This is a genomic window from Sphingobacterium mizutaii (genome assembly GCF_900187125.1).
Lineage (GTDB): Bacteria > Bacteroidota > Bacteroidia > Sphingobacteriales > Sphingobacteriaceae > Sphingobacterium > Sphingobacterium mizutaii.
Map to the genome: position 1 here is coordinate 442,062 of NZ_LT906468.1, position 26,185 is coordinate 468,246.

At 40.5% G+C, this 26,185-nt stretch carries 23 protein-coding genes and 3 tRNA genes; 10 read left to right on the forward strand and 16 right to left on the reverse strand.

What is annotated here, in order from left to right:
• The first annotated feature begins 1 nt into the window (after position 1).
• The 3 genes from CKW03_RS01975 to CKW03_RS20570 all read left to right on the forward strand — a co-directional run bounded on the left by CKW03_RS01975 (position 2) and on the right by CKW03_RS20570 (position 2,356).
• A complete protein-coding gene (locus tag CKW03_RS01975; protein WP_093101613.1) occupies positions 2–763 on the forward strand; it encodes a peptidylprolyl isomerase in 762 nt (253 codons plus the stop codon).
• Between the two features lies 1 nt (position 764).
• A complete protein-coding gene (locus CKW03_RS01980) occupies positions 765–1,529 on the forward strand; it encodes an exodeoxyribonuclease III (RefSeq protein WP_093101614.1) in 765 nt (254 codons plus the stop codon).
• 557 nt (positions 1,530–2,086) lie between these two features.
• Positions 2,087–2,356, forward strand: coding sequence for a hypothetical protein (locus tag CKW03_RS20570; RefSeq protein ID WP_093101659.1), 270 nt, complete (start codon positions 2,087–2,089; stop codon positions 2,354–2,356).
• Between the two features lie 89 nt (positions 2,357–2,445).
• Here CKW03_RS20570 and CKW03_RS01990 read toward each other — a convergent pair whose 3' ends face one another.
• Positions 2,446–2,952 carry a hypothetical protein gene (locus CKW03_RS01990; protein WP_093101658.1) on the reverse strand — a complete coding sequence of 169 codons (507 nt, stop codon included), beginning with the start codon at positions 2,950–2,952 and terminating at the stop codon, positions 2,446–2,448.
• A 308-nt stretch (positions 2,953–3,260) separates the two neighbouring features.
• On the opposite strand from CKW03_RS01990, the gene proB reads away from it, so the two are divergent.
• From proB to CKW03_RS02015, 5 genes are all read left to right on the forward strand, one after another.
• Positions 3,261–4,292 (forward strand): glutamate 5-kinase, encoded by a 1,032-nt coding sequence (gene proB, locus CKW03_RS01995; RefSeq protein WP_093101657.1) that lies wholly within the window; start codon positions 3,261–3,263, stop codon positions 4,290–4,292.
• An 11-nt stretch (positions 4,293–4,303) separates the two neighbouring features.
• On the forward strand, positions 4,304–5,554 hold the full coding sequence (locus CKW03_RS02000) for a glutamate-5-semialdehyde dehydrogenase (RefSeq protein ID WP_093101655.1): 1,251 nt from the start codon (positions 4,304–4,306) through the stop codon (positions 5,552–5,554).
• A gap of 2 nt (positions 5,555–5,556) precedes the next feature.
• On the forward strand, positions 5,557–5,940 hold the full coding sequence (locus tag CKW03_RS02005; protein ID WP_093101654.1) for a hypothetical protein: 384 nt from the start codon (positions 5,557–5,559) through the stop codon (positions 5,938–5,940).
• Between the two features lie 347 nt (positions 5,941–6,287).
• On the forward strand, positions 6,288–9,461 hold the full coding sequence (locus CKW03_RS02010) for a SusC/RagA family TonB-linked outer membrane protein (RefSeq protein ID WP_093101652.1): 3,174 nt from the start codon (positions 6,288–6,290) through the stop codon (positions 9,459–9,461).
• Between the two features lie 3 nt (positions 9,462–9,464).
• Positions 9,465–10,949 carry a RagB/SusD family nutrient uptake outer membrane protein gene (locus CKW03_RS02015; protein WP_093101651.1) on the forward strand — a complete coding sequence of 495 codons (1,485 nt, stop codon included), beginning with the start codon at positions 9,465–9,467 and terminating at the stop codon, positions 10,947–10,949.
• Positions 10,950–11,045: 96 nt separating this feature from the next.
• Here the strand turns inward: CKW03_RS02015 and CKW03_RS02020 are convergent, their stop codons facing one another.
• On the reverse strand, positions 11,046–12,182 hold the full coding sequence (locus CKW03_RS02020) for an acyl-CoA dehydrogenase (protein WP_093101649.1): 1,137 nt from the start codon (positions 12,180–12,182) through the stop codon (positions 11,046–11,048).
• A gap of 260 nt (positions 12,183–12,442) precedes the next feature.
• Here CKW03_RS02020 and CKW03_RS02025 point away from each other — a divergent pair, with 260 nt between their 5' ends.
• Positions 12,443–13,078, forward strand: coding sequence for a peroxiredoxin (locus CKW03_RS02025; protein WP_093101648.1), 636 nt, complete (start codon positions 12,443–12,445; stop codon positions 13,076–13,078).
• Between the two features lie 398 nt (positions 13,079–13,476).
• Here the strand turns inward: CKW03_RS02025 and CKW03_RS02035 are convergent, their stop codons facing one another.
• The 3 genes from CKW03_RS02035 to CKW03_RS02045 all read right to left on the reverse strand — a co-directional run bounded on the left by CKW03_RS02035 (position 13,477) and on the right by CKW03_RS02045 (position 15,711).
• Positions 13,477–14,550, reverse strand: coding sequence for a S1C family serine protease (locus CKW03_RS02035; protein ID WP_093101645.1), 1,074 nt, complete (start codon positions 14,548–14,550; stop codon positions 13,477–13,479).
• A gap of 11 nt (positions 14,551–14,561) precedes the next feature.
• Entirely contained in the window at positions 14,562–15,146 is a 585-nt protein-coding gene (locus CKW03_RS02040; RefSeq protein ID WP_093101643.1) for an RNA polymerase sigma factor, read from the reverse strand.
• 205 nt (positions 15,147–15,351) lie between these two features.
• Positions 15,352–15,711, reverse strand: a complete 360-nt coding sequence (locus CKW03_RS02045; protein WP_093101642.1) for a DUF4870 domain-containing protein — start codon at positions 15,709–15,711, stop codon at positions 15,352–15,354.
• A gap of 186 nt (positions 15,712–15,897) precedes the next feature.
• Between CKW03_RS02045 and CKW03_RS20885 the strand changes: the two genes are divergently transcribed.
• Positions 15,898–16,125, forward strand: a complete 228-nt coding sequence (locus CKW03_RS20885; RefSeq protein ID WP_093101640.1) for a (4Fe-4S)-binding protein — start codon at positions 15,898–15,900, stop codon at positions 16,123–16,125.
• 61 nt (positions 16,126–16,186) lie between these two features.
• Here CKW03_RS20885 and CKW03_RS02055 read toward each other — a convergent pair.
• The 11 genes from CKW03_RS02055 to CKW03_RS02105 all read right to left on the reverse strand — a co-directional run bounded on the left by CKW03_RS02055 (position 16,187) and on the right by CKW03_RS02105 (position 26,109).
• Positions 16,187–16,263 (reverse strand) — tRNA-Asp (locus CKW03_RS02055).
• 54 nt (positions 16,264–16,317) lie between these two features.
• Positions 16,318–16,391: transfer RNA gene (locus CKW03_RS02060), tRNA-Asp, on the reverse strand.
• Positions 16,392–16,449: 58 nt separating this feature from the next.
• Positions 16,450–16,523: transfer RNA gene (locus CKW03_RS02065), tRNA-Asp, on the reverse strand.
• A gap of 73 nt (positions 16,524–16,596) precedes the next feature.
• Complete coding sequence (prfA, locus tag CKW03_RS02070) at positions 16,597–17,670, reverse strand: peptide chain release factor 1 (RefSeq protein WP_093100683.1); 1,074 nt, start codon at positions 17,668–17,670, stop codon at positions 16,597–16,599.
• Positions 17,671–17,761: 91 nt separating this feature from the next.
• Positions 17,762–18,091 carry a DMT family transporter gene (locus CKW03_RS02075; protein ID WP_093100682.1) on the reverse strand — a complete coding sequence of 110 codons (330 nt, stop codon included), beginning with the start codon at positions 18,089–18,091 and terminating at the stop codon, positions 17,762–17,764.
• A 70-nt stretch (positions 18,092–18,161) separates the two neighbouring features.
• On the reverse strand, positions 18,162–18,725 hold the full coding sequence (locus CKW03_RS02080; RefSeq protein ID WP_093100680.1) for a Crp/Fnr family transcriptional regulator: 564 nt from the start codon (positions 18,723–18,725) through the stop codon (positions 18,162–18,164).
• Positions 18,707–19,462, reverse strand: a complete 756-nt coding sequence (locus CKW03_RS02085) for a UDP-2,3-diacylglucosamine diphosphatase (RefSeq protein WP_093100679.1) — start codon at positions 19,460–19,462, stop codon at positions 18,707–18,709. Before CKW03_RS02085 ends, CKW03_RS02080 begins: the two co-directional genes overlap by 19 nt.
• 168 nt (positions 19,463–19,630) lie before the next feature.
• A complete protein-coding gene (locus tag CKW03_RS02090) occupies positions 19,631–20,626 on the reverse strand; it encodes a DUF5007 domain-containing protein (RefSeq protein WP_093100677.1) in 996 nt (331 codons plus the stop codon).
• 18 nt (positions 20,627–20,644) lie between these two features.
• Positions 20,645–21,325, reverse strand: a complete 681-nt coding sequence (locus CKW03_RS02095) for a hypothetical protein (protein ID WP_093100675.1) — start codon at positions 21,323–21,325, stop codon at positions 20,645–20,647.
• 25 nt (positions 21,326–21,350) lie between these two features.
• Positions 21,351–22,964, reverse strand: a complete 1,614-nt coding sequence (locus tag CKW03_RS02100; protein WP_093100674.1) for a RagB/SusD family nutrient uptake outer membrane protein — start codon at positions 22,962–22,964, stop codon at positions 21,351–21,353.
• Between the two features lie 10 nt (positions 22,965–22,974).
• Positions 22,975–26,109 carry a SusC/RagA family TonB-linked outer membrane protein gene (locus CKW03_RS02105; protein ID WP_093100672.1) on the reverse strand — a complete coding sequence of 1,045 codons (3,135 nt, stop codon included), beginning with the start codon at positions 26,107–26,109 and terminating at the stop codon, positions 22,975–22,977.
• Positions 26,110–26,185 lie beyond the last annotated feature (76 nt).

The window sequence follows — 26,185 nt, forward strand, 5'->3', positions numbered from 1 at the left end:
TATGAGAAGAATTGTATTGTTGTTTGCCTTTGTGATGGGCTTGAGCTTTGTGTATGCACAGACTCCTAAAAACTATTATGTTGAAGTAAAAACCGGTAAAGGCAACGGAATTATCAAACTCTATAACGAAACCCGAAAACACCGGGATAATTTTGTCAAATTGGTCAATGAAGGCTATTTCGACTCCTTATTGTTTCACCGTGTGATCCATAATTTCATGATCCAAGGTGGTGACCCTGACTCCCGCTATGCAGGTAGCAGGCAGCAACTGGGTAATGGTGGTCCTGATTATAAGGTTCCTGCCGAAATTCAAGCAGATATCATCCATAAGAAAGGGGCTTTAGGTGCTGCTCGGGATAATAATCCTGCCAAAGAATCCTCGGCATCTCAATTTTACCTGGTTCAAGGCCGCGTGTTTACTGAAGTCGCTCTAGATTCCTTGGAAAAATTCAGGCTGAAAGGCAAAAAATTGACTCCACTTCAAAGAGAAACCTATACCACAATTGGTGGAACCCCGCATCTGGATGGTGAATACACCGTATTTGGCGAATTAATCGAAGGAATCGGTGTTGTGGATAGCATTGCTGCCGTAAAAACCGATGACAACGACCGCCCATATAACGATGAGCGTTTTGCGATGAAATTATTGGATAGAAGGCAGGCATTGGATCTTGAGCGCAAGCTTCAAGGACTTCCGCCTAAGAAAGGCTTCTTTACCAAGCTTTTTGATTCCATGAAATCCAAAACTTACAAACTCCCTTAAGATGAAGATCATTACCTATAATGTGAACGGAATCCGTGCCGCTTTGAAAAAAGGCTGGTTGGATTGGTTCAAGGCTGAAAGCCCTGATGTAATTTGTATCCAAGAAATTAAAGCAAGCCCAGATCAGGTTCCTGAATTGGTATTGTTAGAGGAGATGGGCTATGAACACTATTGGTACCCTGCCCAGAAAAAAGGCTATAGCGGTACTGCAATATTCACTAGGATTACCCCTAATCATATTGAATATGGTTGTGGCCATGAAGATTATGATTTTGAAGGTAGAGTTATCCGTGCGGACTTTGATAAAGCCTCGGTGATGAGCGTATATTTCCCTTCGGGAACAACTGGAGATGTAAGGCAGGATTTCAAGTACAAATTCTTGGATGATTTTCAATTGTACAGCAATGACCTATTGAAAGAGAAGCCAAAATTGGTAGTCTGTGGCGATTTTAATATCTGTCACCGTGCCATTGATATCCATAATCCTAAATCAAATGCCAATAGTTCTGGTTTCTTGCCAGCAGAGCGTGAATGGATGGAGAACTTTATCAATTCGGGTTATACCGATTCTTTTAGGCATCTCAACCCAGAACCACATAATTACACCTGGTGGTCTTATCGCGCAGGAGCAAGAGGAAGAAACTTAGGTTGGCGTATTGATTACAATATGGTGTCGAATGATCTGAAAGACAGTATCAAGTCTTCTCGAATCCTTTCTCAGGCAGTTCACTCCGATCATTGTCCGGTTGAATTGGTCCTAGACTAATAAGAGAAGAATACAAGATTTATATTGGAAGTGGTTAGAGCAATACTCTGACCACTTCTTTTTTTGTCAGAAGTTTGGGTGATCCTTAATTCGGTTTTGACCTTATTCGAGAGACATTCGGATTTTTTGCAATATGTTCTCAACCAATGCCCTTTTATCATTGGAGCTTTTTCGTAGAAAAGCCAAAGTTGTTCCGAATAATTCTCGAATGATTCTCGAATATGCCTCGAATGAAACCCTGTTTTTTGGGATGATTTTTTACCCTAACAATGGCAAGTTTGTTAACTCTGTGTTTCTAGGCTGAGGTTCATCCGAAGCATCTCGGAGAAATGCGAACCTTCAAACTCAACGACGGCCTTTATTGAATTGACAAACAGTTCTACAATCTTCGATTGAAGATGAACAAACCTCTAGAAGGAGATCCGTACAGATTCTTCACTAATCGTTCAGAATTGGAAATGAATTCAGTAGGGATTTTCAGAAAAATATTTCACCCCCGCTAGGGGTTCTCCGTTAAACAGTCCAATTTTTCTACAAATATTCCACCCCCACTGGGGTTGCCTATCCAGGCAAACAACCATCCTTCCGGAGGAAGTCCTTTAGCCTCCGGCTCATTTCCTTGGCGGAGAGATGGAGAGAATGCCGATGACCTGTGCGATGGGATTGGCCTTGGAATGCTTTCAAAAGATCATCCCATCAAAAGGGATGGTCTTTTGAAAGATATTCCCGACAACAAGGCATTCTATCCATGTGCGGATGATTGTGCGAAAAGCCACCTTAAATGGGCCGAAGCCGTTACGGATTCGAGTTGTTTTTGGTATCCGTGAGCTCCTTCGTCGGTTTGGTTACTTTTGGGCTTCAAAAGTAACGAAGAATCTAAATTTTTACTTCTCAGTTTGGGCTATTGTCAATTAGGTTACTTGATCACTTCGATCTCGAATCGAACATTCCCATGGTTCTTTGGAACTATGACTGCAAACAAATAAGTGCCCATAGCTGTATAGTTGCCGTTCTTGATTTTTGCAGAATAGACTATCCCATGGTTAGCACAGTCTCTATTGACCTGCTGACTAATTAATGTAGCAGGAATGCCCTGTACAAGTTTCTTGCCTATCAATAAACTCTGGGTCTTGAAGTCTATTTCAGATAACTTTTTTGAAACTTCTTTGCAAGGTCCATTGGCGTCTGAATCGACAAAGGCAATTGCTTTTTCAAGTTCTGTCTTTGACTCAATGTGCAGAAACCTATCTTCTAGTTTATCATCGACTATACGGAAATTGCAAGTGGGATCAATGCTGATAGCTGTAAAGGCAACCTCTTCTTCAAGGCAGTCCGCAGGAATGGATTCTCCACATCGAACTTGGATCAATGCCATGAATCCAATGACCAGGAATAAGAATTTTGGGTATTTAGTTTTTTCCATAATGATTTTAGATTAATAGTTTACGCCGAGGGAGCTTGATGAGACTAAATCTTATAAGATTTAACAGAAAGGAGTTGGCAAGTATTTGAGTAATAAAGCTAATTATTAAAAATTGTATTTTTTAAAATTTAATCCTAAAAATTCATCAAAAATAGAGAACCTTTCCATGATCCTCTTTCCTTCTTTTCCATTCGCTATATGAGATAATTCGGTTGAAAATCGCTTAATAATTCATATTTTTATATAAATTATTTGCAATTGTTGATTTTTCAACAAAAAATTGCTTAATCCTTTGATTGTATCATAAAATGAAGAAGCCTATACTGGTCATCAAGTTTGGGTCAGCGGCCATAACGACCGATGGAGAAATTGATGAAAGAATTGTCTTGGAAATCGCTCGTCAATGTGCTCAATTACAGCCGAAATATAATATTGTAATCGTTTCATCTGGTGCCGTTGCTGCCGGAAAGAAATTTATTCCCAAATACACGGGTACCCTTGCTCAGAAAAAAGCTGCAGCAGCCATTGGAAACCCTTTGTTAGTGCGGACCTACGGGACCTATTTTAAGCCTTTTAAGATTGCATTGGCACAAAGTCTATGTGAGCGACATCACTTTGCGAATAGGAGTCAATTCTTGCAATTGAAGAGTACATACGAAACGCTCTGGAAGAATAATGTAATTCCTATCGCCAACGAAAATGATGTGGTCAGCAATAAAGAGCTTAAGTTCTCTGATAATGATGAATTGGCGACCCTGATTGCGGTGGGATTTGGTGCTGAGCAGATCTTGTTCAGTACATCGGTGCCGGGGGTCTTGGACGAGAATGGAAAGGTGATTCCGGAATTAAAGATCATTGATAAAGCTGCTTTGGCATTAGCAAAGGAGGAGAAATCTGCTGTAGGATTAGGTGGAATGATTTCTAAATTAAATTTTGCAAGGTTGGCAAATCAAATGGGCATCAAAGCGGTTATTTTCTCCATGAAAACGGAAGATGGAATCTTGAAAGCGGTGGTTGGAGAAACCGGTACGGTATGTCAAGCTCAAGTGAAGAAGCTTTCTTCCCGGAATAAATGGTTGGCGAGTGGTAGTTTGATTACCGGTTTGGTGCAGGTGGACAAGGGTGCTTTGGCAGCTTTGAGCAAAAGGAAAAGCTTATTGGCGGTGGGTGTAAACAAGATCATCCAAGATTTTGAGGTTGGCGAGGTCTTCCAGATTGCGGATGAGGACCATGTTATCCATGCGGTTGCCAAATCGAAGATAGATTCGGTTTCACTGCGGAGTAAGGCTGAAAAGAAGAATATTGAAATTGCGCATGCTGATGATATTGTGCTATTATAAAGAATATTAAAATGAAGAAAACGATCTTAACCGAACTTGAAAATAGCAGGAAAGCCAAGAGAGCCATTGCGCAATTGTCGATTGAAAAGAAAGCTAAAATACTGAATGCCATTGCAGCAGAAATATTGGTGAATTCCGAACAGATCATAGAAGAGAACAAAAAGGATCTGGAAAGAATGGATCCTTCTGATTCCAAATATGATCGGTTGAAGTTGACCGAGGCTAGAATCCAGGACCTTGCTGCCAGTGTGCAAGCCGTTGCTAAATTGGATGACCCTACAGGAAAGTTATTGAGCAGCAAAACGCTTGATAATGGTCTTTTGGTGGAAAAGAGGTCGGTAGCATTGGGCGTAGTAGGGGTTATCTATGAATCCAGGCCTAATGTGACCATCGATGTTGCGGTCCTTTGTATTCAATCGGGTAATGTTTGTTTGCTGAGGGGCGGATCTGATGCCTGGTACAGTAATTCCTATTTGGTAGGCTTGATACAAAATGTGCTGAAGGCTTTTGGACAGGATCCGAATATCGTTCAATTGTTGCCTACCGATCGGGAACTTGTCGCCGAGCTATTGACGGCGGTCAAATATGTAGATATCATTATCCCGAGAGGCTCTCAAGGTTTGATCGACTTTGTTAGAGAAAATGCCAAGGTGCCTGTGATCGAAACTGGAGCTGGAGTTTGCCATACCTATGTGGATCAAACTGCAGATCTGGAATTGGCAGCTAAAATTGTGGCCAATGCTAAAATTTCAAGGCCATCGGTATGCAATGCTTTGGATTGTGTATTGTTGGATGAGGGGATTGTAGATGGGTTTGTAAAGAATTTAGTTCCATTATTTGAGGACGCCCAGGTAAAGGTGCTGGCCGATGAAAAAAGCTATGCCAGCTTGAAGGAAAATGGCTATACGGAATTGGGAAGGGCGGAAGCAGATGATTTTGGTAGGGAGTTTTTGGACCTGATCTGTTCGATGAAAGTGGTTTCAGGTTTGGAAGAAGCCTTAGATCATATTTCAAATTATTCTTCTAAACATTCTGAGTGTATTGTTTCTTCTGATTCAGAAAATATTCTGAACTTTATGAATGCGGTAGATGCCGCAGCCGTATATTCCAATGCATCCACCCGATTTACAGATGGTGGTGAATTTGGTTTAGGTGCTGAGATCGGCATTTCTACGCAGAAATTACACGCCCGTGGGCCATTTGCTTTGGAGAAATTAGTGACCGAGAAGTGGTTCGTGACGGGTGAAGGACAAATTAGATAGGTATGGGAATTAGATTTGAAAAAGATACGATCCTGAATTGGATCAATGAGATGGGAAAGTACATGCGTTTGGTAGTAGATCGCTACAGCGCATTTGATGAAACGCAAGAGCCGATGGACCTGGACGAAGGCTATACGGATTTTTTTAAGAAAGATAGGGCATTCTTTTTGGATACCGACCAAGTGGGCTTAGAAGAATTCGTTGGGAGTTTGGAACCAGAACAGGTTAGGCCATTGGCGCAGTTGCTGATGTACGACGGGTTTATGAGCTCTGATCAGGAATTATTGCATAAAGCTAAGTTTCTCTTTGAATGGAATATGAAAAAGACGGGATCTTTCTCTTTTGAAGATTTTGATTATTTGTCAAAGATTGAAAGCAAATTATGAAAAAAACCTCATTAATATGAGGTTTTTTTGTTTTAATAATATTTTTAATTCCCAACAATTAAAAATATCATATAACCACCTCTTGTTTTGGTCCAAAAGCAAGAGAATTTGTCATCCTTTATCTCATTTGTTACAGATTGGTTTTATTTATTAAAAAAATAAGCAAATTATTCTTTGTTATTTGTTTGATTACATGTGAAATGAGGTTGATGGGTTAAAATAGTGATTAAAATTGTTGTTTCATGTTAAGTTTTTGTTATATACTTACCGCAATTATGAAATCAAAAGGGATGAAATAACCGTCATCCTTAGTGGAAACAATTATTTAACAAATTCAAACAATTATTATGAAACAAAAATTACTCAGCTTTTTTGTGCTGTTTTCGCTTTCCATTGGATTGCTGCACGCACAAAATCGTCAGGTGAGTGGTAGAGTTACAGATGCTACGACAGGTGCGCCGCTGTCTGGAGTGTCAGTAAAACTTGTTGGATTATCAACTGCTACTCAAACAGATGATCAAGGGAATTATTCATTAACTGTGAATGAGAATGGAAGATTAACCTTTTCATTTATTGGTTACGAGAGTCAAACCCAATCCGTATCGGGGAAATCTATTTTAAATATTTCATTAACCTCCATTGCAGATGCTTTAGATGAAGTAGTTGTTGTCGCGTATGGTACAGTTAGTAAAAAATCGCACGTAGGATCCTCGGCACAAGTATCTTCAAAGGAGATTGAAAACAGGCCTTTGACCAACGTTTCCAGCGCTTTAGTAGGTTCTGCTCCTGGTGTTCAGGGTACGCTTTCAGGTGGTGCTCCGGGTTCTGCTGCAAACATCCGTATCAGAGGTTTTGGTTCCATTAATGCTTCAAACAATCCTCTGTATGTGGTGGATGGGATCCCTTATGATGGAGCAGTATCCAATGTAAACCCAGATGACGTAGAGTCTATCTCGGTTTTGAAGGATGCCGCAACTACAGCCTTGTACGGTTCTAGAGGAGCCAATGGGGTGATCATGATCACTACCAAAAAAGGTAAGTACAATTCAGGGAACTTTACTGCAAATGCATCGGCTGGTATCATTCGCCGTGGTTTGCCGGAGTATGATCGTATAGATGCCATGCAGTATTATCCTGTGATGTGGCAGGCTTTAAAAAACAGCTTGGTAACAAATGGTCTTCCTGATGATATTGCAAGACAAATTGCTTCAGGGAAATTGACAAGTTATAACGGGAATAATTATACGGGAATTTTCTCGCAATTAGGTTACAACCCATTCAATGTTGATAATGATGCCATCGTGGATGTCAATGGGGTGCTTAATCCAAGTGCTAAACTAAAATGGGCGGATGATTTGGATTGGGAAAATGAAATCTTATCAGGTGGTAGAAAACGTCAAGCCTATGGTATTACCTATGATGGTGGTTCTGAAAAATCAACTTATTTTGCAAACCTAGGCTATACCAACGATGAAGGTTACTTGTTAAAATCAAGTTTAAAAAGAATTAATGCTCGTGCAAACATCACTACACAAGCGACCAAATGGTTGAGAACTGGTTTAAACCTGAATGGTAACTACAATGTGAACCTGTTTGACAATGCCGGTGATGGTGGTACATCTTTTATTAACCCATTCTTTTATTCCAGGAACGTAGGTCCAATCTATCCGGTGCATTTACATGATCCGGTTACTGGAGAATTGATTCTTGATGAATTTGGTGAAAGGAAATTTGACTTTGGGGATAAAAGACCATTCTCGCCTGGACGACATGCGCTGTATGAAAATACATTGGATGAACAAAGGAACGTTAGATCTACCTTGGGTGGAAGGACCTTCATGGAGATCCAGATCCTACCTCAGTTAAAGGCATCAACCAATATTGGTTTAGATGTTCAGGATTCGCATGAAAGATATTACGATAACCCAATTTTAGGAGACGGTTCACCAGCGGGACGTGCATATCATTATTTGTATAGAACGACCAGTTATACCTGGAACCAAATCTTGGAATATAACCAATCCTTCAATGATCACAATGTTGGATTAATGGTGGGTCATGAAAATTATTCTTACAAATACAACTACCTTTCAGGAAGCCGCTCGGAAATGATCGTTGATGGTATTACAGAACTTCCAAACTTTGCAACTGTATTAGGAACTTCATCTTATGAAGATAATAGAGCAATTGAAAGTTACTTCTCTAGATTATCATACGATTATAAAGGCAAATATATTTTCACAGGTACCTTAAGAAGAGATGGTAACTCTAGGTTCCATAAAGATTTCAGATGGGCAAACTTCTGGTCGATTGGTGGAGCATATAATATTGGAGAGGAAGATTTTATCAATAAGGATAAAATCAACATGTTGAAAATTAGGTCATCTTATGGATCGGTAGGTAATGATGCTGGAATTAGCAACTATGCTTACCAAGCCTTGTATACTTTAGGTGTGAATAATGCATCAAATCCTGGATTTACTCAAAGCTCATTGCCAAACGATAGTATTACTTGGGAAACCGCCAAAAACTTTGACGTTGGTGTTGATTTTGAATTATTCAATAGACGAGTTTCAGGATCGGTAGAATATTTCGATAGAAGAACTACGGGATTGATTTTCCCTGTGCCGATGGCCTTGATGAATGGTGGTGTTGTTAACTCTTCACCTTATTACCATACCATTGATATGAATATCGGTAACCTTTACAACCGCGGTGTTGAGATGTCCTTGACTGGTCATGTGGTTAGAAAAGAAGGCTTGAGTTATTCAACGACGTTGAACCTAACGCATCTGAAAAACCAAATTACTTCCATGCCTCCAGGAACTCCGTTGATCACCAGTGGCACCAAGGCATATTCTGTTGGTCATTCGATCTATGATTACTATTTACGTGATTTCTATGGTGTAGATTCAGAAAATGGGGATGCGCTTTATAGAACCAATGAAATGACTGCTAACGCGAAGATTATTGGAGCAGATACGGTGACCAATGTGCTTAGTGAAGCGAACTTAAGATTTATTGGTAAGACAGCCATTCCAGATCTATATGGATCAATGTCTCACAATTTATCCTATAAAGGATTTGACCTGAATGTATTGTTTACTTTCCAATTGGGCGGATATGTATATGACTCACAGTATGGATCGTTGATGTCATCAGGAAATTATGGTAACGCAAAACATGTTGATGTTTTGAATGCATGGCAAAAACCAGGAGATCAAACGAATATTCCAAGAATGGATGGAGGGAATACTTCTAATCTTTCAGGAGGAAGTTCAAGGTATTTGACTAAAGCATCATACCTAAACCTGAACAGCATCACATTAGGGTATAATTTACCTAAAAACATGTTGAATACAGTAGCGGTAAAAGAAGCATATATTTTCCTTTCGGGAGAAAACCTTGCATTTTTCAATAAGAGAAAAGGGATGAACAATTTGGGAGCCTTTAATGGAGTGGTAGATAATACTTACAATTTCAACAGATTGTTTACAGTTGGTGCACGAATTAAATTTTAAGACATGAAAAAGACATTTATTATATTTTTAGGGTTGCTTTCCATGTTTCAATTTACTGGTTGTAAGTCAGATTATCTTGAAACCCAGCCCACTAACCAAGTAGCCACTGGTTCCGCATTCAAAACCGTCGATAACTCTTGGGCGGCATTGAACGGGATCCACAGGATATTATACCAACAGATTTTTGGTTCCCAGCCACAAGGTGGACAAAGTGGAAACATGATGTTGATGGATTTAATGGGAGAAGATGTTGTTTTTTCAACCGGAGTAAGTTCGCATATGCGTGCATCTTACCAATGGGTTGACCATAGGGATGCAACATCGACAAATGTTATGTACAATTATTTGTTCTACTATGTGATTATTGGTAATGCCAATATGATTATTGAGAACGTTGATGCAGCAGAAGGTTCTGAAGTTGATAAAGCCTATATCAAAGGACAAGCCTTGGCGTACAGAGGATGGAGTTATTTTCAAATGGTCCAGTTGTTTGGTGAAAGGTTTGTAAAGGGACAAGCTAATTCAGGATTAGCGGTTTCCCTGGTTACGAAACCAAGTACGGCAGCTGTAGCAAGAAATACGGTTCAAGAAGTATACACGCAAATTAATGGAGATTTGCAACAGGCGGCGACTTTGTTGAATGGTTACAATAGGGGTACTGACAAATCACAGATCAATTTGGATGTGGTGAAAGGTTTTCAAGCTCGTGTTGCTTTAGCACAACAGAACTATGCTGATGCTGCAAAATTTGCAAAAGAAGCAAGAAAGAACGCGCCATTGATGAACGAAGCTGAATATCTTTCAGGATTTAATAACTATGCAGTAGGTGAGTGGATGTGGTCTTCAAAAATTGTTGCCGACCAAACCAACTACTTCTATTCCTTCTTTGCATACATGTCTATTAACTACAGTTCAAGTGTTATTAGAGGTACACCTAAATTGATTTTCTCTAAACTTTACGATCAGATTTCAGATACGGACGTAAGGAAGAAATTATGGGATCCGACGGGTACCAATGTGGAGGAGTTCAAACTTCCGTTGAGTACATTCAATCGTTTTAAATACCATAGCCGGAAATTCAGGGTAGCGAATGAAGCGATGAGTATTGGGGATGTTCCATACATGCGTGGTGCCGAAATGTTCTTAATCGAAGCTGAAGCATTAGCTAGGGATGGGAAATCTGCAGAAGCAGCGACAGCTTTGTTTGATTTTGCTTCAAAGAGGGATCCTCAATACGTGAAATCTACTAAAACAGGACAAGCTCTAATTGATGAAATCATGTTGCAGAGAAGGTCTGAATTATGGGGAGAGGGCTTCAGGTTTTATGATTTGAAGAGAACGAACACTGCTTTAGACAGGACTGGTGGAAACCATAATGCTACTGTGGCGTTGAAAATGAATCAAGCTGCGGGTACAAAAGAATGGCAGCTTTTGATTCCACAATCTGAAATCCTGAACTCAGGAGGGGTTGTTACTCAGAATCCGTAAGAGGTTTCAAACTATATATTATAAAAGAAGCCAGGCAATTTGCCTGGCTTTCTTTTCTTAGTTACACTTTGATTTATTAATAATTATACCAGTTTCTTATCTCAAAACTTCTCTTGCGATTACCAAACGCTGGATTTCGGAAGTTCCTTCATAGATCTGCGTAATCTTGGCATCGCGCATCAGGCGCTCTACATGGTACTCTTTGACGTATCCATAGCCACCATGGACCTGTACAGCTTCCACGGTATGCTTCATCGCCACTTCTGAGGTGTTCAACTTCGCCATGGCAGCAATCTTTCCGTAAGGTAAGCCTTGATCCTTGGTCCAGGCAGCTTTATAGGTCAGTAATCTAGCTGCTTCGATATCGACCTCCATATCGGCTAATTTGAACTGTATAGCTTGATGGTCTGAAATAGGTTTGCCAAAGGTTTTTCTTTCCTTAGAATAGGCCAATGCAAGATCATAGGCTCCGGCTGCAATGCCTAATGCCTGTGCTGCAATACCGATCCTACCACCATCCAAGGTTTTCATGGCAAACTTGAATCCGAATCCATCTTCGCCGATGCGGTTCTCTTTCGGTACTTTGGCGTCGGAAAACATTAAGGAATGGGTGTCAGAACTGCGGATCCCTAATTTGTTTTCTTTCGGTCCAATGGTAAAACCAGGGGTTCCTTTTTCAACGATCAGTGCATTGATGCCGCGATGTCCCAATTCTGGGTGGGTTTGCGCAATGACAATATAGATATCCGCATTACCACCATTGGTAATCCAGTTTTTTGTTCCATTCAATAGATAATGATCACCTTTATCCTCCGCCATGGTATGTTGGGAAGAAGCATCAGAGCCTGCTTCAGGTTCAGAGAGGGCAAATGCGCCTAATTTTTCTCCGGAAGCCAAAGGTTTAAGGTATTTCTGTTTTTGTTCTTCGGTCCCGAACTCGTTCAGTCCAAACAGGACCAATGAGTTGTGGGCCGACATAATAACCGCTGCTGAGGCATCAATCTTAGCGATTTCTTCCAGGGCTAATACATAAGCGAGCGTATCCATTCCGGCGCCGCCATATTGTTCTGGCGTCATGATGCCCATAAAACCCAGCTCGCCCATTTTTTTGACAAACTCAGTTGGGAATTTTGCTTGCTCGTCCCGTTCAATAACTCCAGGTTTAAGCTCCTGAGCAAATTCTCTGGCAGCTTCGCGGATCATTTTATGTTCTTCTGATAGTTCGAAATTCATCTCTTTGCTTATAAGGTTATCTCAAATATAATTATATTTTATTATGCAAGCATAATAAAATATAAAATAATCCGGCGGAGAATCAAATATATTTTTTTGTGATAAACCTTTGTTGTGCCTTGAGTGTTATCTAGTTGCGATCCATAAAAGTAAAATGATTGTAAGAAAAGGCTGAAATGAAAAGCCTGTATTGCGATTTTCAATAAAATCTACTATATTGATAGAGTAAACAATTTCGTTCATTATAAACATTTTTAGATATGAGTTTAAGATTAGGTGATGACGCACCAAACTTTCAAGCAAAAACCACCGAGGGTGATATAAATTTCTATGACTATATTGACGGCAAATGGGCTGTTCTATATTCTCACCCTTCAGACTATACCCCTGTATGTACCACAGAACTAGGTCGTACAGCAAAATTGAAATCCGAATTTGACAAGCGTAATGTTAAGGTTTTGGCCTTGAGCGTGGATTCAGTTGAGGACCATAATGGTTGGGTTAAGGATATCAATGAAACCCAGAATACTGAAGTGAATTTCCCTATTATTGCCGATGAGGACAGGCATGTAGCTCAATTGTACGACATGATCCATCCGAATGCTTCTGCAACAGCAACAGTACGTTCGGTATTTGTTATTGGGCCAGACAAGAAAGTTAAACTAACTCTGACTTATCCAGCTTCAACCGGTAGAAATTTTGATGAAATTTTGCGTGTGATTGATTCTTTGCAGCTTACTGCGGACTATCAAGTGGCAACACCAGCTGATTGGAAAGATGGCGAGGATGTAATCGTTGTGCCTGCTATTAAGACTGAGGATATTCCAGCGAAGTTCCCGAAAGGTTATAAAGAGATCAAACCATATTTGAGAACAACTCCACAACCAAACAAGTAATCCCATCCAGATTATTTGGATAGGTAAAAGAATAGGGCCAACTGATACTAGTTGGCTTTTTCTTTAAATGGATTTTTCTTTTTTCTAGGTACGATATACGAAGTGATCAGAGCGATTAGGGTCACGAGGGCTAGTTGCTTTAAGATGGCCTCATAATCGAGTTCAAAAGCGCTGTGTGATGAAAAGAATTGAAAAACCTGTATAAAGATTGCCAATGCTAGAAAGATGAAAAAATAGGTCCAAAAGGTCCGCATATTCACTTTGTTTTTTTATTAAATATAATGAATAAGATATTTAAAATCAAAGGGATATAGTTTTGTGGGGATGTTGGGGTGTAAAAACAGACAAGGTGCTACATGAATGTAACACCTTGTTTAATACAAAAGTCCAATTTATTTTTAATAGACCTTGACCATGTAGATAAAGTCTTGCAACTTTTTGATCTGCTCGGTACGAGGTAAATTTGATAGGCTATTTTTATTATTCAGAACGATATTTCCTTTTAAGGATTCTTCTGGAATGCGGTTCAATGTTTCGATGAGCGCTTTGGTTTTGATCGCGAAAGCGGCGCCATCTAGACCTTTTTGTTTACCGGAAATAATACCGATGATATTTCCGTTTTTATCAAGTACAGGACCTCCACTGTTACCAGGGTTTACTGGAATAGAGATTTGGTAGGCTGTGGTATCCCCACTGTAACCTGTTGAAGAACTCAAGTAACCTTCGCCATATACAGCTTCATCTCTTGGATAACCGATGGTGTAGATACCTTCACCAAGATCGGTGTTCTGTCTTCTGAATGTATAAGGAATATTTGCAGATTGTGCAATAAAGCTGGAATCTGAAATATGAAGGATCGCTAGGTCTTTCTCCGAATCAATATGGATAATGGTCGCTTTAAAAGAATCGCCCTTATTGTTTTGAAGATGGATGGAGTCGGCTCCACTCACTACGTGGAAGTTGGTCACGACGTAGCCATCCTTGGTCAGCATAAAGCCTGTTGCACCAAATTGAAGAGCATCTTGAGGGGCATTGGTTTCCTTGTTGATATTCCTAATGGCATTGTGGTGCGCATTGACATTGCGTTTAACGCTATTTATCTCTCTTTTAAGGGCGCTATAATCAGAATTGGCCCTACGCAGTGTAGAAAAATATCCTGTGGAATATAGCGTCGCTAAAGAAGAAAGAACGGCTACAGCGGCTGCTGCCACGGCATTGATCTTAAGTTTCTTCCACAGTCGGACCACAATGGCCTCAGAAGGCTGCGCCTGAACGGTTTTTTCTAATTGATTTTTAAACTCAGCACGAGCTTCATGGCGCTTCATGGTTTGCACGAATTCAGCATGCGATAGGAATAGCGCATTCAAATCTTGGTCTTGATCGCACAACTGTTCAAAGGAAGCCTTTTCTTGAGGATCCATTTGCCCGTTGATGTAGCGGTCTGCCAATTCTAAAAATTCTTGCTGTCTCATTTCAACTTTTACTAATCAGATTTTTGATCAAAGAAAAGCTTCTTCAATCGTTGTAAACATTTATATTTCTGAGTTTTCGCGTTGTCCGTATTGGTGTAACCAAACTTTTCGCAGATTTCATTCATCGATTTATTCCTGATGTAGAAATCCTTTAAGATCGTTTGGCAAGGTTCTCCTAGTTGACTCATTGCGCTGTCCATTTTTGAGAAGTCATTTTCTTTCTCGATATGGCTTTGTATGTCGCTTTCAACATCGGCTATCTCCAATCCCTCGGTGTCAGAAGTACCCATGCTGTTGCTCCTTTTGTTCAATTGCTTTAACCACAATCGCCTACATACTGCATACAGGAACGTACTTAACTTACTGCTGAGCTCGAAATTCTCATGAGTAACTTTATCGTACAATACCATGACCGCTTCTTGAAATATATCCTTGGCTTCATTCTCAGTACCTTTGTTGCCAGTAATAAGATGGGATACGGAAGGATAGCAGATTTGATAGATGTCGGAAATTACTGTATTGTCCCCTTTTCGCAAACCTTCCAGTAGTTCCTTGTCCTCACGGGTCTTTGGTAATATTTGTCTTATTTTACTCACTTATTAATACCCTAATTTTCAAATAGTAACCCAAGAATTGTTAAAATTTTTGTTATTTGTGATTTCGTTTCCAAACGTAAGAGAATTTTTATGGAATATCAATCCTATTTATAATCTATTGACAATTTTTAAAAATTTGAACGAATGAAAATATAAAAGACACCTTCCAATTGGGGGTGTCTTTCATTTATTTGGTTCATAGGGTTTAAATCCCCGCAAATAGATTGTTGTAATATTCACCCAACAAAGGTACCGGTTTCTTGTTGCCATTGGCTGCATTGATGATCCCGATGATCCAAAGGATAATCATTAAAAAAAACGCAGCAACTGAAATAATCCATCCTATAAATGGAATATAGCTCAATATACCGGAAACGAATAGTGTCAAAAATATGCCCAACGATTGACGGATATGGTATGTTGCAAAGTCATTCCGTTTTTCATTGTTCAATACAAAGGCAATTATAAGACCAATGATTGTTAAATAAGCAATTATGGCAATGTTTTTACCATCATTGATGGTATTGTTTCCGCCACTTTCAATCGGAGTTTGTGGATTTTCCATAAGATTAAGGTTATAATTTAGATTAAAAATAAACAAATATTTCAATAAGTTTCAATCCAATCGATCAACGCAAAGTTTTATCCTGTTTGCATCTGGGCGGATTTCTCGGACAAGGTCTTGGAGGAAGTTTTTCATAAACAAAAGGAATTACTGCTTGTTAATAGTTAAAATAGGAGAAAGGAGACCATGGAAGAAAAGATTATTCGCTATAAACATCCAAATGGAGAGATAACGGTGTTATGGCGGCCTAAGAAATGCATTCATTCGGCGGTATGTATAAACACATTGCCCCGGGTGTATGATCCAGGGGATCGTCCCTGGGTTAAGCCTGAACATGCAAGTACCCAAGAGTTGATCAAGCAGATCGATCGCTGTCCTTCGGGAGCTTTGCAGTATGAATTACATGGAGGTTAAATGCAGGGATAGGCAGGAAATAAAAAAGGTATCATGGAGACATGATACCTTTTGATTTTTTTGGCGGTCTGGACGGGACTCGAACCCGCGACCCCATGCGTGACAGGCATGTATTCTAACCAGCTGAACTACCAGACCAAAAAAATAAACTTAAAAAGAACAAATAGAAGACGAGCTTCATTTAAATTTTAGCGGTCTGGACGGGACTCGAACCCGCGACCCCATGCGTGACAGGCATGTATTCTAACCAGCTGAACTACCAGACCTAAAATCTTTAAAATTAAAAAAAAGAACTTGTTGAAGCTTCGCTTCTCTTTTTGCTAGCGGTCTGGACGGGACTCGAACCCGCGACCCCATGCGTGACAGGCATGTATTCTAACCAGCTGAACTACCAGACCTTTTTCCTTCTTTTCAGAAGGTGTGCAAATATAGTGTTTATTTCTATATCTGCTAATATATTTTTGAAAAATCTTACTCTACGGCGCCTTCTTTCATCTTTTCTGCATTCTCAGCAAACTGCAATGCATCTATAATGTCTTGAATATCACCATCCATAATTGCCGGAAGGTTGTACATCGTCAATCCGATGCGGTGCTCCGTTACACGACCTTGTGGATAGTTATAAGTACGGATTTTTGCCGAACGGTCACCAGTGGAAACCATGGTTTTACGTTTTGCAGCAATATCACCGTGTTTCTTCTGTACTTCTAGCTCATAAAGTTTATTACGAAGCATCTCCATCGCCAATTCACGGTTTGCTAACTGCGAACGTTCTACCTGACAAACAACTACGATACCCGATGGTTTGTGGGTCAACTGAACTTTGGTTTCTACCTTGTTCACGTTCTGTCCACCAGCACCACCTGATCTAGAGGTCTGCATTTCGATATCACCTGGGTTCAACTCCACGTCAACCTCTTCTGCCTCTGGTAATACGGCCACTGAAGCTGCAGAAGTGTGGACACGACCCTGAGTTTCTGTATCTGGAACACGCTGTACGCGGTGAACACCTGATTCATATTTCAATTGTCCGTATACATCTTCGCCGATTACTTTCAAGATTACCTCTTTATAACCACCTGAAGTTCCTTCCGTTACGTCCATTACTTCGTTTCTCCAACCTTTGGTTTCAAAGAAACGAGTGTACATACGGTATAAATCGCCGGCAAATAATGCTGCTTCGTCACCGCCTGTACCTCCACGGATCTCGATGATGGCGTTCTTAGCATCTTCCGGATCCTTAGGGATCAACATTAAGCGGATTTCCTCTTCTTTTTCCTCTTTTTCAGTATATAAGATATCCAGCTCCTCTTTTGCCATCTCTCTCAGTTCCTGATCTTTCTCGTTGGCTAGGATATCTTTGTTGGTGTCGATATTGCTGACCATATTTTTGTAAATATGGTATTGCTCAACAATTTTGCCCAAGTCTTTGTATTCCTTGTTCAATTTTGCAAAGCGCTTCATGTCGCTGATCGTATCGGGATTGCTTAACTCTCTTTCAACTTCTTCCCAGCGCTCTTTTATGGCTTGTAGTTTCTCTAACATAAATTACATCTTGCTTTACCGCAGGGCTTTTGAATACCATACACGGTAATTAATCGACAAAAATAAAGATTTTTATGCGCTTTTAAAGATACTAATGCGAAGAAACTGCTTTTAGTCCAACAATTGACCCGATTAAAGTGATAATAAAGAAGATGCGCCAGAAATCTGTAGGCTCTTTAAAGAAGAAAATACCCATTAAAACAGTACCTACGGCACCGATTCCAGACCATACGGCATAGGCTGTTCCTAGAGAAAGGGTTTGGGTAGCTTTGATTAACAATCCCATACTGATGGTCACACTGATCAGGAAACCTAAGTACCAAAGGTACATTTCGGCTCCAGTTGCGTCTTTGGCGCGGCCAATACAATAGGTGAAAGCGACTTCAAATAAACCACCAATTATTAATATTATCCAATTCATTGCTGTAAATTTTTAATGGCGCAAAGGTCTAGTTTAATTTAGCCAATTCTTTTTACAATTGTTAAAAATTTTACCTTTTTATGCCGCGTATACGGCTCAATGTAACTTGGGAAATACCTAGATAGGAGGCGATATAGCCTAGTTTGATGCGGTTGGTGATGTTGGGTGCCTTTTTCAACAGCTCTTCATAACTCTCATAAGAGGATCTGAAAAGCCTTAGCATCAGTCTTTCTTCAATCTTTAAGGCTTCAAGCTCGGCTAAGCGGCGACCCCAATTGCTGATGGAGGTATGGCTTTGGTAAAGCTCTTGAAGTTTTTGTATAGAAAGACGATATAATTGAGATTTTTCCAAAGTTTGGATGGTCTCATAGCCAGGTTGCTGATGGATATAGCTGTTCAAGGACATCAAGACTTCACCGGGGAAGGTGAATCCAAGGATGATTTCCTTTTCAATTTTATGGTAATATATTCTGCAGATGCCATCTTTCTGGAAATAGAGAAAGGGACTGGTTTTGTCCGCATAGATGACTGTCGTGTTTTTGGGGACTTCAACCAGTTCGCAGATTTCTTCCAATAAGGAAAACTGCTCATCATTCATTGGGTAGATCGAGTTTGCTATTTCTCTGAATTCCATTTTTCAAGTTTAATTTCTTGCCCGTCCCAAACAGCATAAGTGTGGTAATTGATCCACTCGCCGAGATTGATGATTCGGCTACTGTTCTTTAATTGAATGTCATAGGGTAGATGTCGATGTCCAAAGATGAAATAGTCGTAATGCTGTTGCTCAAGGATTTCCTTGGCATAAACGACCAGCCATTCATTCTCCTCACCAAGAAAGCGTTCTTCGGCATTATTTGAAATACGGCTGTGCTTGGACCAGCGTTGTGCAATCCCGATTCCCAGGTTGGGGTGCAATCTGGCAAATAGCCATTGGCAAAGAGGGCTTCGAAAAACCTTCTTAAGGAATTTGTATTTGGCGTCTCCGGGTCCCAATCCGTCGCCGTGATGGATATAGATTGATTTCCCATTGAGGTTAATGACTTTCTCATTGGAGATAATCTCTGCATTCAGTTCCTCTTTCAGGTATCCGAACATCCACATATCGTGGTTACCCTTAAATAGGGTGATTTTAATGCCTAGATCGGCTAATTCGGCCAGCTTGCCCAAGAAACGGATATAGCCTTTAGGGACTACGGTGCTGTATTCGAACCAAAAATCAAAGATATCACCGACCAGATAGAGCTCAGCAGCATCGCGCTTAATGAAGTCCAGCCAAGTAATAATATGCTGTTCCCTAACCTTGGATTGATCCATAGGATAGGAACCTAAGTGAAAATCTGATGCAAAATATATTTTACTGCCTGGGCTCATTCAGGTCAAAACTAGCATAATAATTACGGATTATCAAGACAGGGTAATATTTGGTTTAGTGGAATTAAAACCAATATAATGAAGAGAATAGGAAGGATGGAAAAGAAATGAAAAAAGTTTGAACAACAAGTACTGCGATTTCCTTGCTGTCCAAACTGATATTATTAACTATTTAATCACTGAAACTCTCGTTACGCTAGGTAGTTTTACTTCCACGATGTAAGTACCTTCCATCAACACCCTAAAACCGAATACGGGGTTTACGTTGTTGTTTGGCAGGCCATCGATGGATGCAAACTTCATCGGGATACGGTAATAATTCAGGTAACTCCAATCGGTTCCATTCTTATCGATCAGCTTTGTCAATGGAAATGGTGCCACCTCAAAGTCACAGATCAATGCGGTATCCGTTGTGATCACCGGATTGAATTTCACGTGGGATTCAAACATTGGGCGGTCACCTCTTTTTACGATTTCACCAGCTTTAGGATTGAATGGCTTTCCGGTTTTATCCACAATTTTTAAGATTACCCTAGCACCTTCGTTTGAAACCTTCTTACTGGTCACCTTAGGAGCAGTTATTGTGGTAAAAACTTCGGATGCACTGGATCCAGTCGCTGCTTGATAAGTTACCTCAAACATATCTTCAATAGAAGGGTCCACAATCTCAATGGTTGCCAAGTTTTCGAAAAGCTTGGTGCCGCGCTGATTGGTGAAGTTTACATCAAAGGCATATCGTCCTAATGGAAGGTTTGCCGATGCCCTATTAAAGATCAGTTGGCCACTGATCTCGTTGAATTCCATGGGAGGTTTTTTCACGTTCTCCCTTTTCTGGTTCAACAGCTCTACGGTAGTGTCGGTTTCCGCATTGAATACCATTCCTTGCTTAAACACCAACATTTCGTAATCTGTGAAAAACTCTTTCGGAGCTGCAGCACCTGTTTCGGCATCCCGAAGGTTTAGCAGTTCGAATTTATAGGGTGGGGTAGATCCGTCCGCGTTAATGCGGTCAGACATGGTCAGGGACATCCCACGTTTAGCCTGAATGATATTTGATTTATAACGGATATTATCACTCTGGAATCCATTCTCAATCTTCGAACAGGCTGCCAGTGCTGTTATAACCCCTAGACCAATGACGATCGAATTGATTTTCTTTTTCATAATTTTTTCAATTTTAGGTTATTGAGCCATTTTACCACGGTTAAAGAATAGCCGGTGGTTGTTGTCTAACACATGAACGATCCCAGTTGTAGTGATTATGCCTGACGTTTGGCAGTCAAAGGACCTGTCCAATTCATTCTCAGGAATAGCATTACGGTCTGGTTCATCAGCATCTAATGATTTGATGACCTTTGTAAAGTTCAAATAATCAACATAATCCACATAATCGCTGTATTCCCTTGTTCTACGCAATTTGATGTTGAATCTAACGTTCGGAATAGGGCCAAATTTAGAAGTGAAATATTTGTTTTCGGTGGTCAGGTTTTCCCGATTGATCGCGCCGTCATACACATAGATCATCATGGAATCGCGAAGCTCATTCTTCGGAATGTCAGTAATGCTGAACTTGATGTTCTCATCACCCACTTCCACAATTTTCTCTTGTTTCTTGGCTGCCACATAATCGCGGATTCCATAGTCAGAAGTGACAAACAGCGTGACTTTTGAATTGATGATATCCTTAATGCCGGCATGGTCGATGATCCGGACTAGCGAGTCAAAGCTTCCATGCTCCTTCAGGAAATCATAAGTGGTTTTGTTCACATGTGGATCACTTACTCCGCCATCATTCCTGTAATCATCCTTAGAACAGGATGCAGTCAACAACAGGAGGAATAAGATATATAATACATTTTTCATGATCTAAAATTCTAATTGTTAAGTGTTATAATTTACCTCTCCAGTAACTTGTTTGCACAAGTTTGTTGTTGTTCTTAAATAGTGCAGGGTTAATTGGCCAGTAGAAACCTTCTTGTTTAAATCTTGACTCACTCAACCAGCCCACAAAGTTTTTGTATTGGCGAGTACGGATCAAGTCAAACATGATATGTCCTTCCAGGTACATTTCCTTCCCTCTTTCCAAGGCATATTCATAGAAGACCTCATCATTGGTCAAGGTATTCGCAAGCATAGCCGTTGGATCAGCGCCATTTCTTTTTCTAAATGAATTGATGATATCGATAGCTGCACGGGTATTGCCTCTGTACAATGCTATTTCAGCTTTAAGCAACATCATATCGCTTAAACGGAATACAATAATGTTGTTGCTAATAAAGGCATCCTGTTTTTGTGCAGCATTTCTGTATTTCACATTATGGTATTTGATACAGGTAGGCCTTTCGGTATCAAGATCTGTGAAGTTCTTGCGATATCGAACATCACCATCATCGATCACTCGAACATCTCCCTCTCTCCATTCCCATTGACCAATGGTTGAGTTCCAATACCAATCCCATACTTTCCCCATCTTATAGAAATGGTTGCTAAGGTATTCTGAATTCACATAACATCTAGAGTTAGTGCCGTAATACGCGATTTGAGAGGTTCTTAGGAACATATTGGCGATATGCAAGTTACTGCCTTCCCGAAGATCATCATTGATGGCGATCTCAAAGATCCCTTCTCTAGATTTACCTACAAACGTATTGTAATAGTTAGCGGTATCCGTTAGGCTATACATTCCGTTGGCAGTGATCGCATTGATAGCAGCTTCCGCTTTGTCAATATCAGCCATTATCGGTTGGTCCACAGTCACGTTGGTAGTTGTTGCTCTCCAAAGGTATAAGTGGGCCAGTAAAGCTTGAGCAGAACCCTTATTTGCGGTTACTTTCGCGTCGTTTTGCGAAGTATAATTCCAGTCTAGGAGCTCGATTGCTTTCAGGCAATCTGCCTCGATCTGTTTCATGACATCCGTTTTTGGGCTTCTAGGTAATTCCTCAGCTGAAATCGGATCTTCATATTCTTGAGTCACCAATGGCACATCTCCCCATACCCTGACCATCATGAAATAAGCAAGAGCACGCAAGAAATGAGCTTCGCCCATAACCTTGTTTTTGAATTTATCCGGATTAGCTACATCATCCAATAAGGCGTCATCAACTTTAGGCACCCTATTCAAAATAATATTGCTCATCGTGATGGACTTGAAAAACCTACGCCAGTCAGCAAAGGATTCCACATTATATTGAAAGGTATAATCCCCGTTTTGAATGCCTTCCAATCCATCTCCAGTGTATTGAATGGTGAAATACTGTTTTGCCACAGCATCCCCATACATAAAATAGCTTGGACTTGGATTCCAGTTGCCGGTGTTCATCACATTACGCATCAGGGCATAATTGCCGGCCAAAGCGCTGCTCAAGTCCCTTGAACTTTTCCAAAAGGCCTCAGAATAGGTCGAGTTTACAGGCTCTTCAGTCAGAAAGTCCTTACAGGAAGAAACGAGTAGTATCGCAATAGCAACATTGCACAGTACTATATTTTTTATTATTCTTTTCATGTTGATTGCTTTATAAGGTTAGTTCTAGACCAATAGTGTATTTCCTAGGAATTGGATACCCAGCTCCATTGTACTCACCATAAGGATTCACCGCTTCTGCATCAGGCAGTTTCTTAGACTGTTGCCACATCAACACATTGTCCATGATACCAAATACGCGAAGGTTGGATAGCTTCCAGCTCTTCAAGAGATTCGATGGCAGGTTGTAGGAAACAATAAAGTTCTTCCAACGTACATACGATCCACTCTCTAAGAAGAAGGATTGTGCGGAGGTGTAATAGTAACGGTAGGTTCCTAGGTCATATTTAGCGTATTCTGCTTGGTCACCTGGATTTCTCCACATGTTCAAGTTCTTGAGGTTAGGAGTGGAGTAGAAAATAAAATTATTTAACGGATCGCCAGACGTTGAGTTTGAGAACTGATCCGATTCAAATAAATTTAATACATCTCTGTCAAATCCATAATTGAATTGGAAGGTCAAGGTGAAATCTTTATAAGAGAAGACATTGTTCCACCCGCCGACCCATTTGAAGTTCGGGTCACCCATCGGAATTTTATCTGGATTGATACCGCTATTGAAGATATCAATAAAGTAATCGCCATCAAGGTCCTGAAAATAGAAATCTCCCGCATTAAATGTTCCGTTTGAGTTTCTATAGCGTTCTCCAGTATTAGGGTTGACAGGAATATCATCCATAGTACTGAATACCCCTAGGGTATTGTAGAGATAGAAAGCATTGATCGGACTTCCTACAGAAAGGATATGGGACTTGTCAAATCGATCTCCGCCCATAACTAAATCCCTGCCTGCATTCGGAAGGTTCATGATCCTGTTTTTTACGTAGGAGATATTGAAATTTGAACGCCATTTAACTGCTGATTCCCTAGATAATACATCGGCAGAGAATTGAACATCCACACCTGAATTTCGGATACCAACGGAGTTGGTCTTCGCGTAATCATATCCAGTTGTCAATGGAAGTTCTACATCAAATAGACCTTCGTAGTTCTCCTTGTTGAAAACATCGATCATCATGGAAAAACGGCCACGCAATAACTCAATATCTAAACCCGCATTCCATTGTCTGTTCTTTTGCCAGCTTAGGTTTTTCTGCGCAACACCACTTACAAAGTTAGGCATCACAACCACTTGGCCATTGTAGGAAGAGGAACCATTACTACCGGCAAAGCCTCCAGCATTAACGTCGTATAAGTTGTATTGAAGGTAATTACTGGTTGGTAATGCACCTGTAAGTCCATAACTACCTCTTAGTTTTAACAAGGTCAATACTTCATGGTCTTTCAAGAAATCTTCCTCGGAGATAATCCATCCTACTGATGCAGATGGGAAATAACCCCATTTATTATTCGCTCCAAATCTGGAAGAACCATCAGCCCGGAATGCTCCTGAGAATAGATATTTGCTATCAAAATCATAGGACACACGAGTCAAATAGGATAGAAGTGAATAGCGCTGAAGATCAGAATAAGCTCCAATATTGTTCTGCAAGAATCCATTTACTACTTGGATCTGGTCAGATACCCCTTGGCTACCTGATGCTTGCACCATATCGATCTTGTTCTTTTCAGCTTCTTGACCTAGAAGGATGCTTAGGCTGTGCTTGTTAAATTGTTTGTTGTAGCTTAATATGTTCGAAATCCTTAATTGGGAATCGCCGTAAGCTACTGAATAGGAATAGTTTCCTGCGCCACTGGTCAACATGCTAGGACGGTTATAATCCCGTTTCGATTCATTGACAATGTATGCCGATTGTGAAGTAAAGGTCAATCCAGGTAAGATGACCAAACTTAAATTTAAATTGGTGTTAAAATTGGTGTTTCTGTTAACATCCAGGTTGTCTTCATATTGCCCCAGCAGGAAATCCGCCCTCTTTTGGGAGAGATTCAATAATGAAGTCGGCATATTGCCGGCACCTAATGCTATTGGACTCACACTATTACCATTTCCTCGATTCCTAGCATTGTAAGAATAGGATACGATCGGGTTAATGGTCAACCTTTCTTGGATAGCTTTGGTGGCTAGGTTCAGGCGTCCAGAATAACGTTGGAAGCCAGTGGCCTTAACAATCCCCTCCTCATTGAAGTAGTCTCCACTGAAGCGATATGTCGTTGAGTTTCCACCACCTGATAAGGAAAGGTTAGCATTGTTTACTTTTCCAGATTGGTAAAACAGGTCTTGCCAATCGGTATGACCATTGAATGCTGGGTTCAAGGAGTCGGTCAATAACTTTGGCAGATTCTTTTGGTCGTTAATAGACACTTGGCGTCTGATGATGTCCAATTTCTGTTCCCTTTCAATTCTTCCTAAGGTCACTTCACGCAATTCAGGTCTTTGGGTCATACCGCTATAACCTGTAATGATGACGCGAGGTTCGCCGCTTCGGCCTTTCTTGGTGGTGATCATCACAACGCCATTTGCTGCCCTTGATCCGTAGATCGCAGCTGCCGATGCATCCCTCAATACGTCGATGGACTCAATGTCGTTCGGGTTTAATCCCGCTAGGTAGTTGGTTCCAGTTCCGGTGTTAGGGCTTACGAATTGCTCGGTAGGCTGTGGAACTCCGTCGATAACATACAATGGGCTACTGATTACATTGTAGTAATCATCCCCAGAATACTGGGTGCTAAGCGCGGATGTACCTCTGACCGACAGGGTAGGCGATGCTCCAGGGGCTCCTGAAAAGTTCTGGACGTTTACACCAGCTAAGCGACCTTGCAAGAGCATGTCAAAACTTGCTGCTGGTAAATTCTCCAATTCCTTTCCAGAAATACTGGAAATAGCTGCTGTTGCCTTCTTTCGCGTTACTGTCTGATAACCGATTACAACAGCTTCTTCTAAAGTACTCGAGGTTTCTACTAAGATGATGGTCAAGTCATTCTGCGTTACGGTTACTTGCTTGCGCTCATAACCAATCGAAGAGGCCTCAAGCCTCTGTTGTAACTGACCTCCAATAATAAACTCCCCGTCTTGGTTTGTTTGGGTAGCAATTGTGGTACTCAGGTTCCGGATTGATGCGCCTACGATGGGTTGATTGTCTTGATTAAGGACCTTTCCCCGAATCTGCTGAGCATGTACCTGAACGGATACCAGAATCGAAACCATTAGCATGATAAATGTCTTCATGGATGGTTAATTTAGGTGTTAATTAGTAATTGAAATTAATTGGTGTTAAGTGGTTTTATTAATTCAAATTTAAACG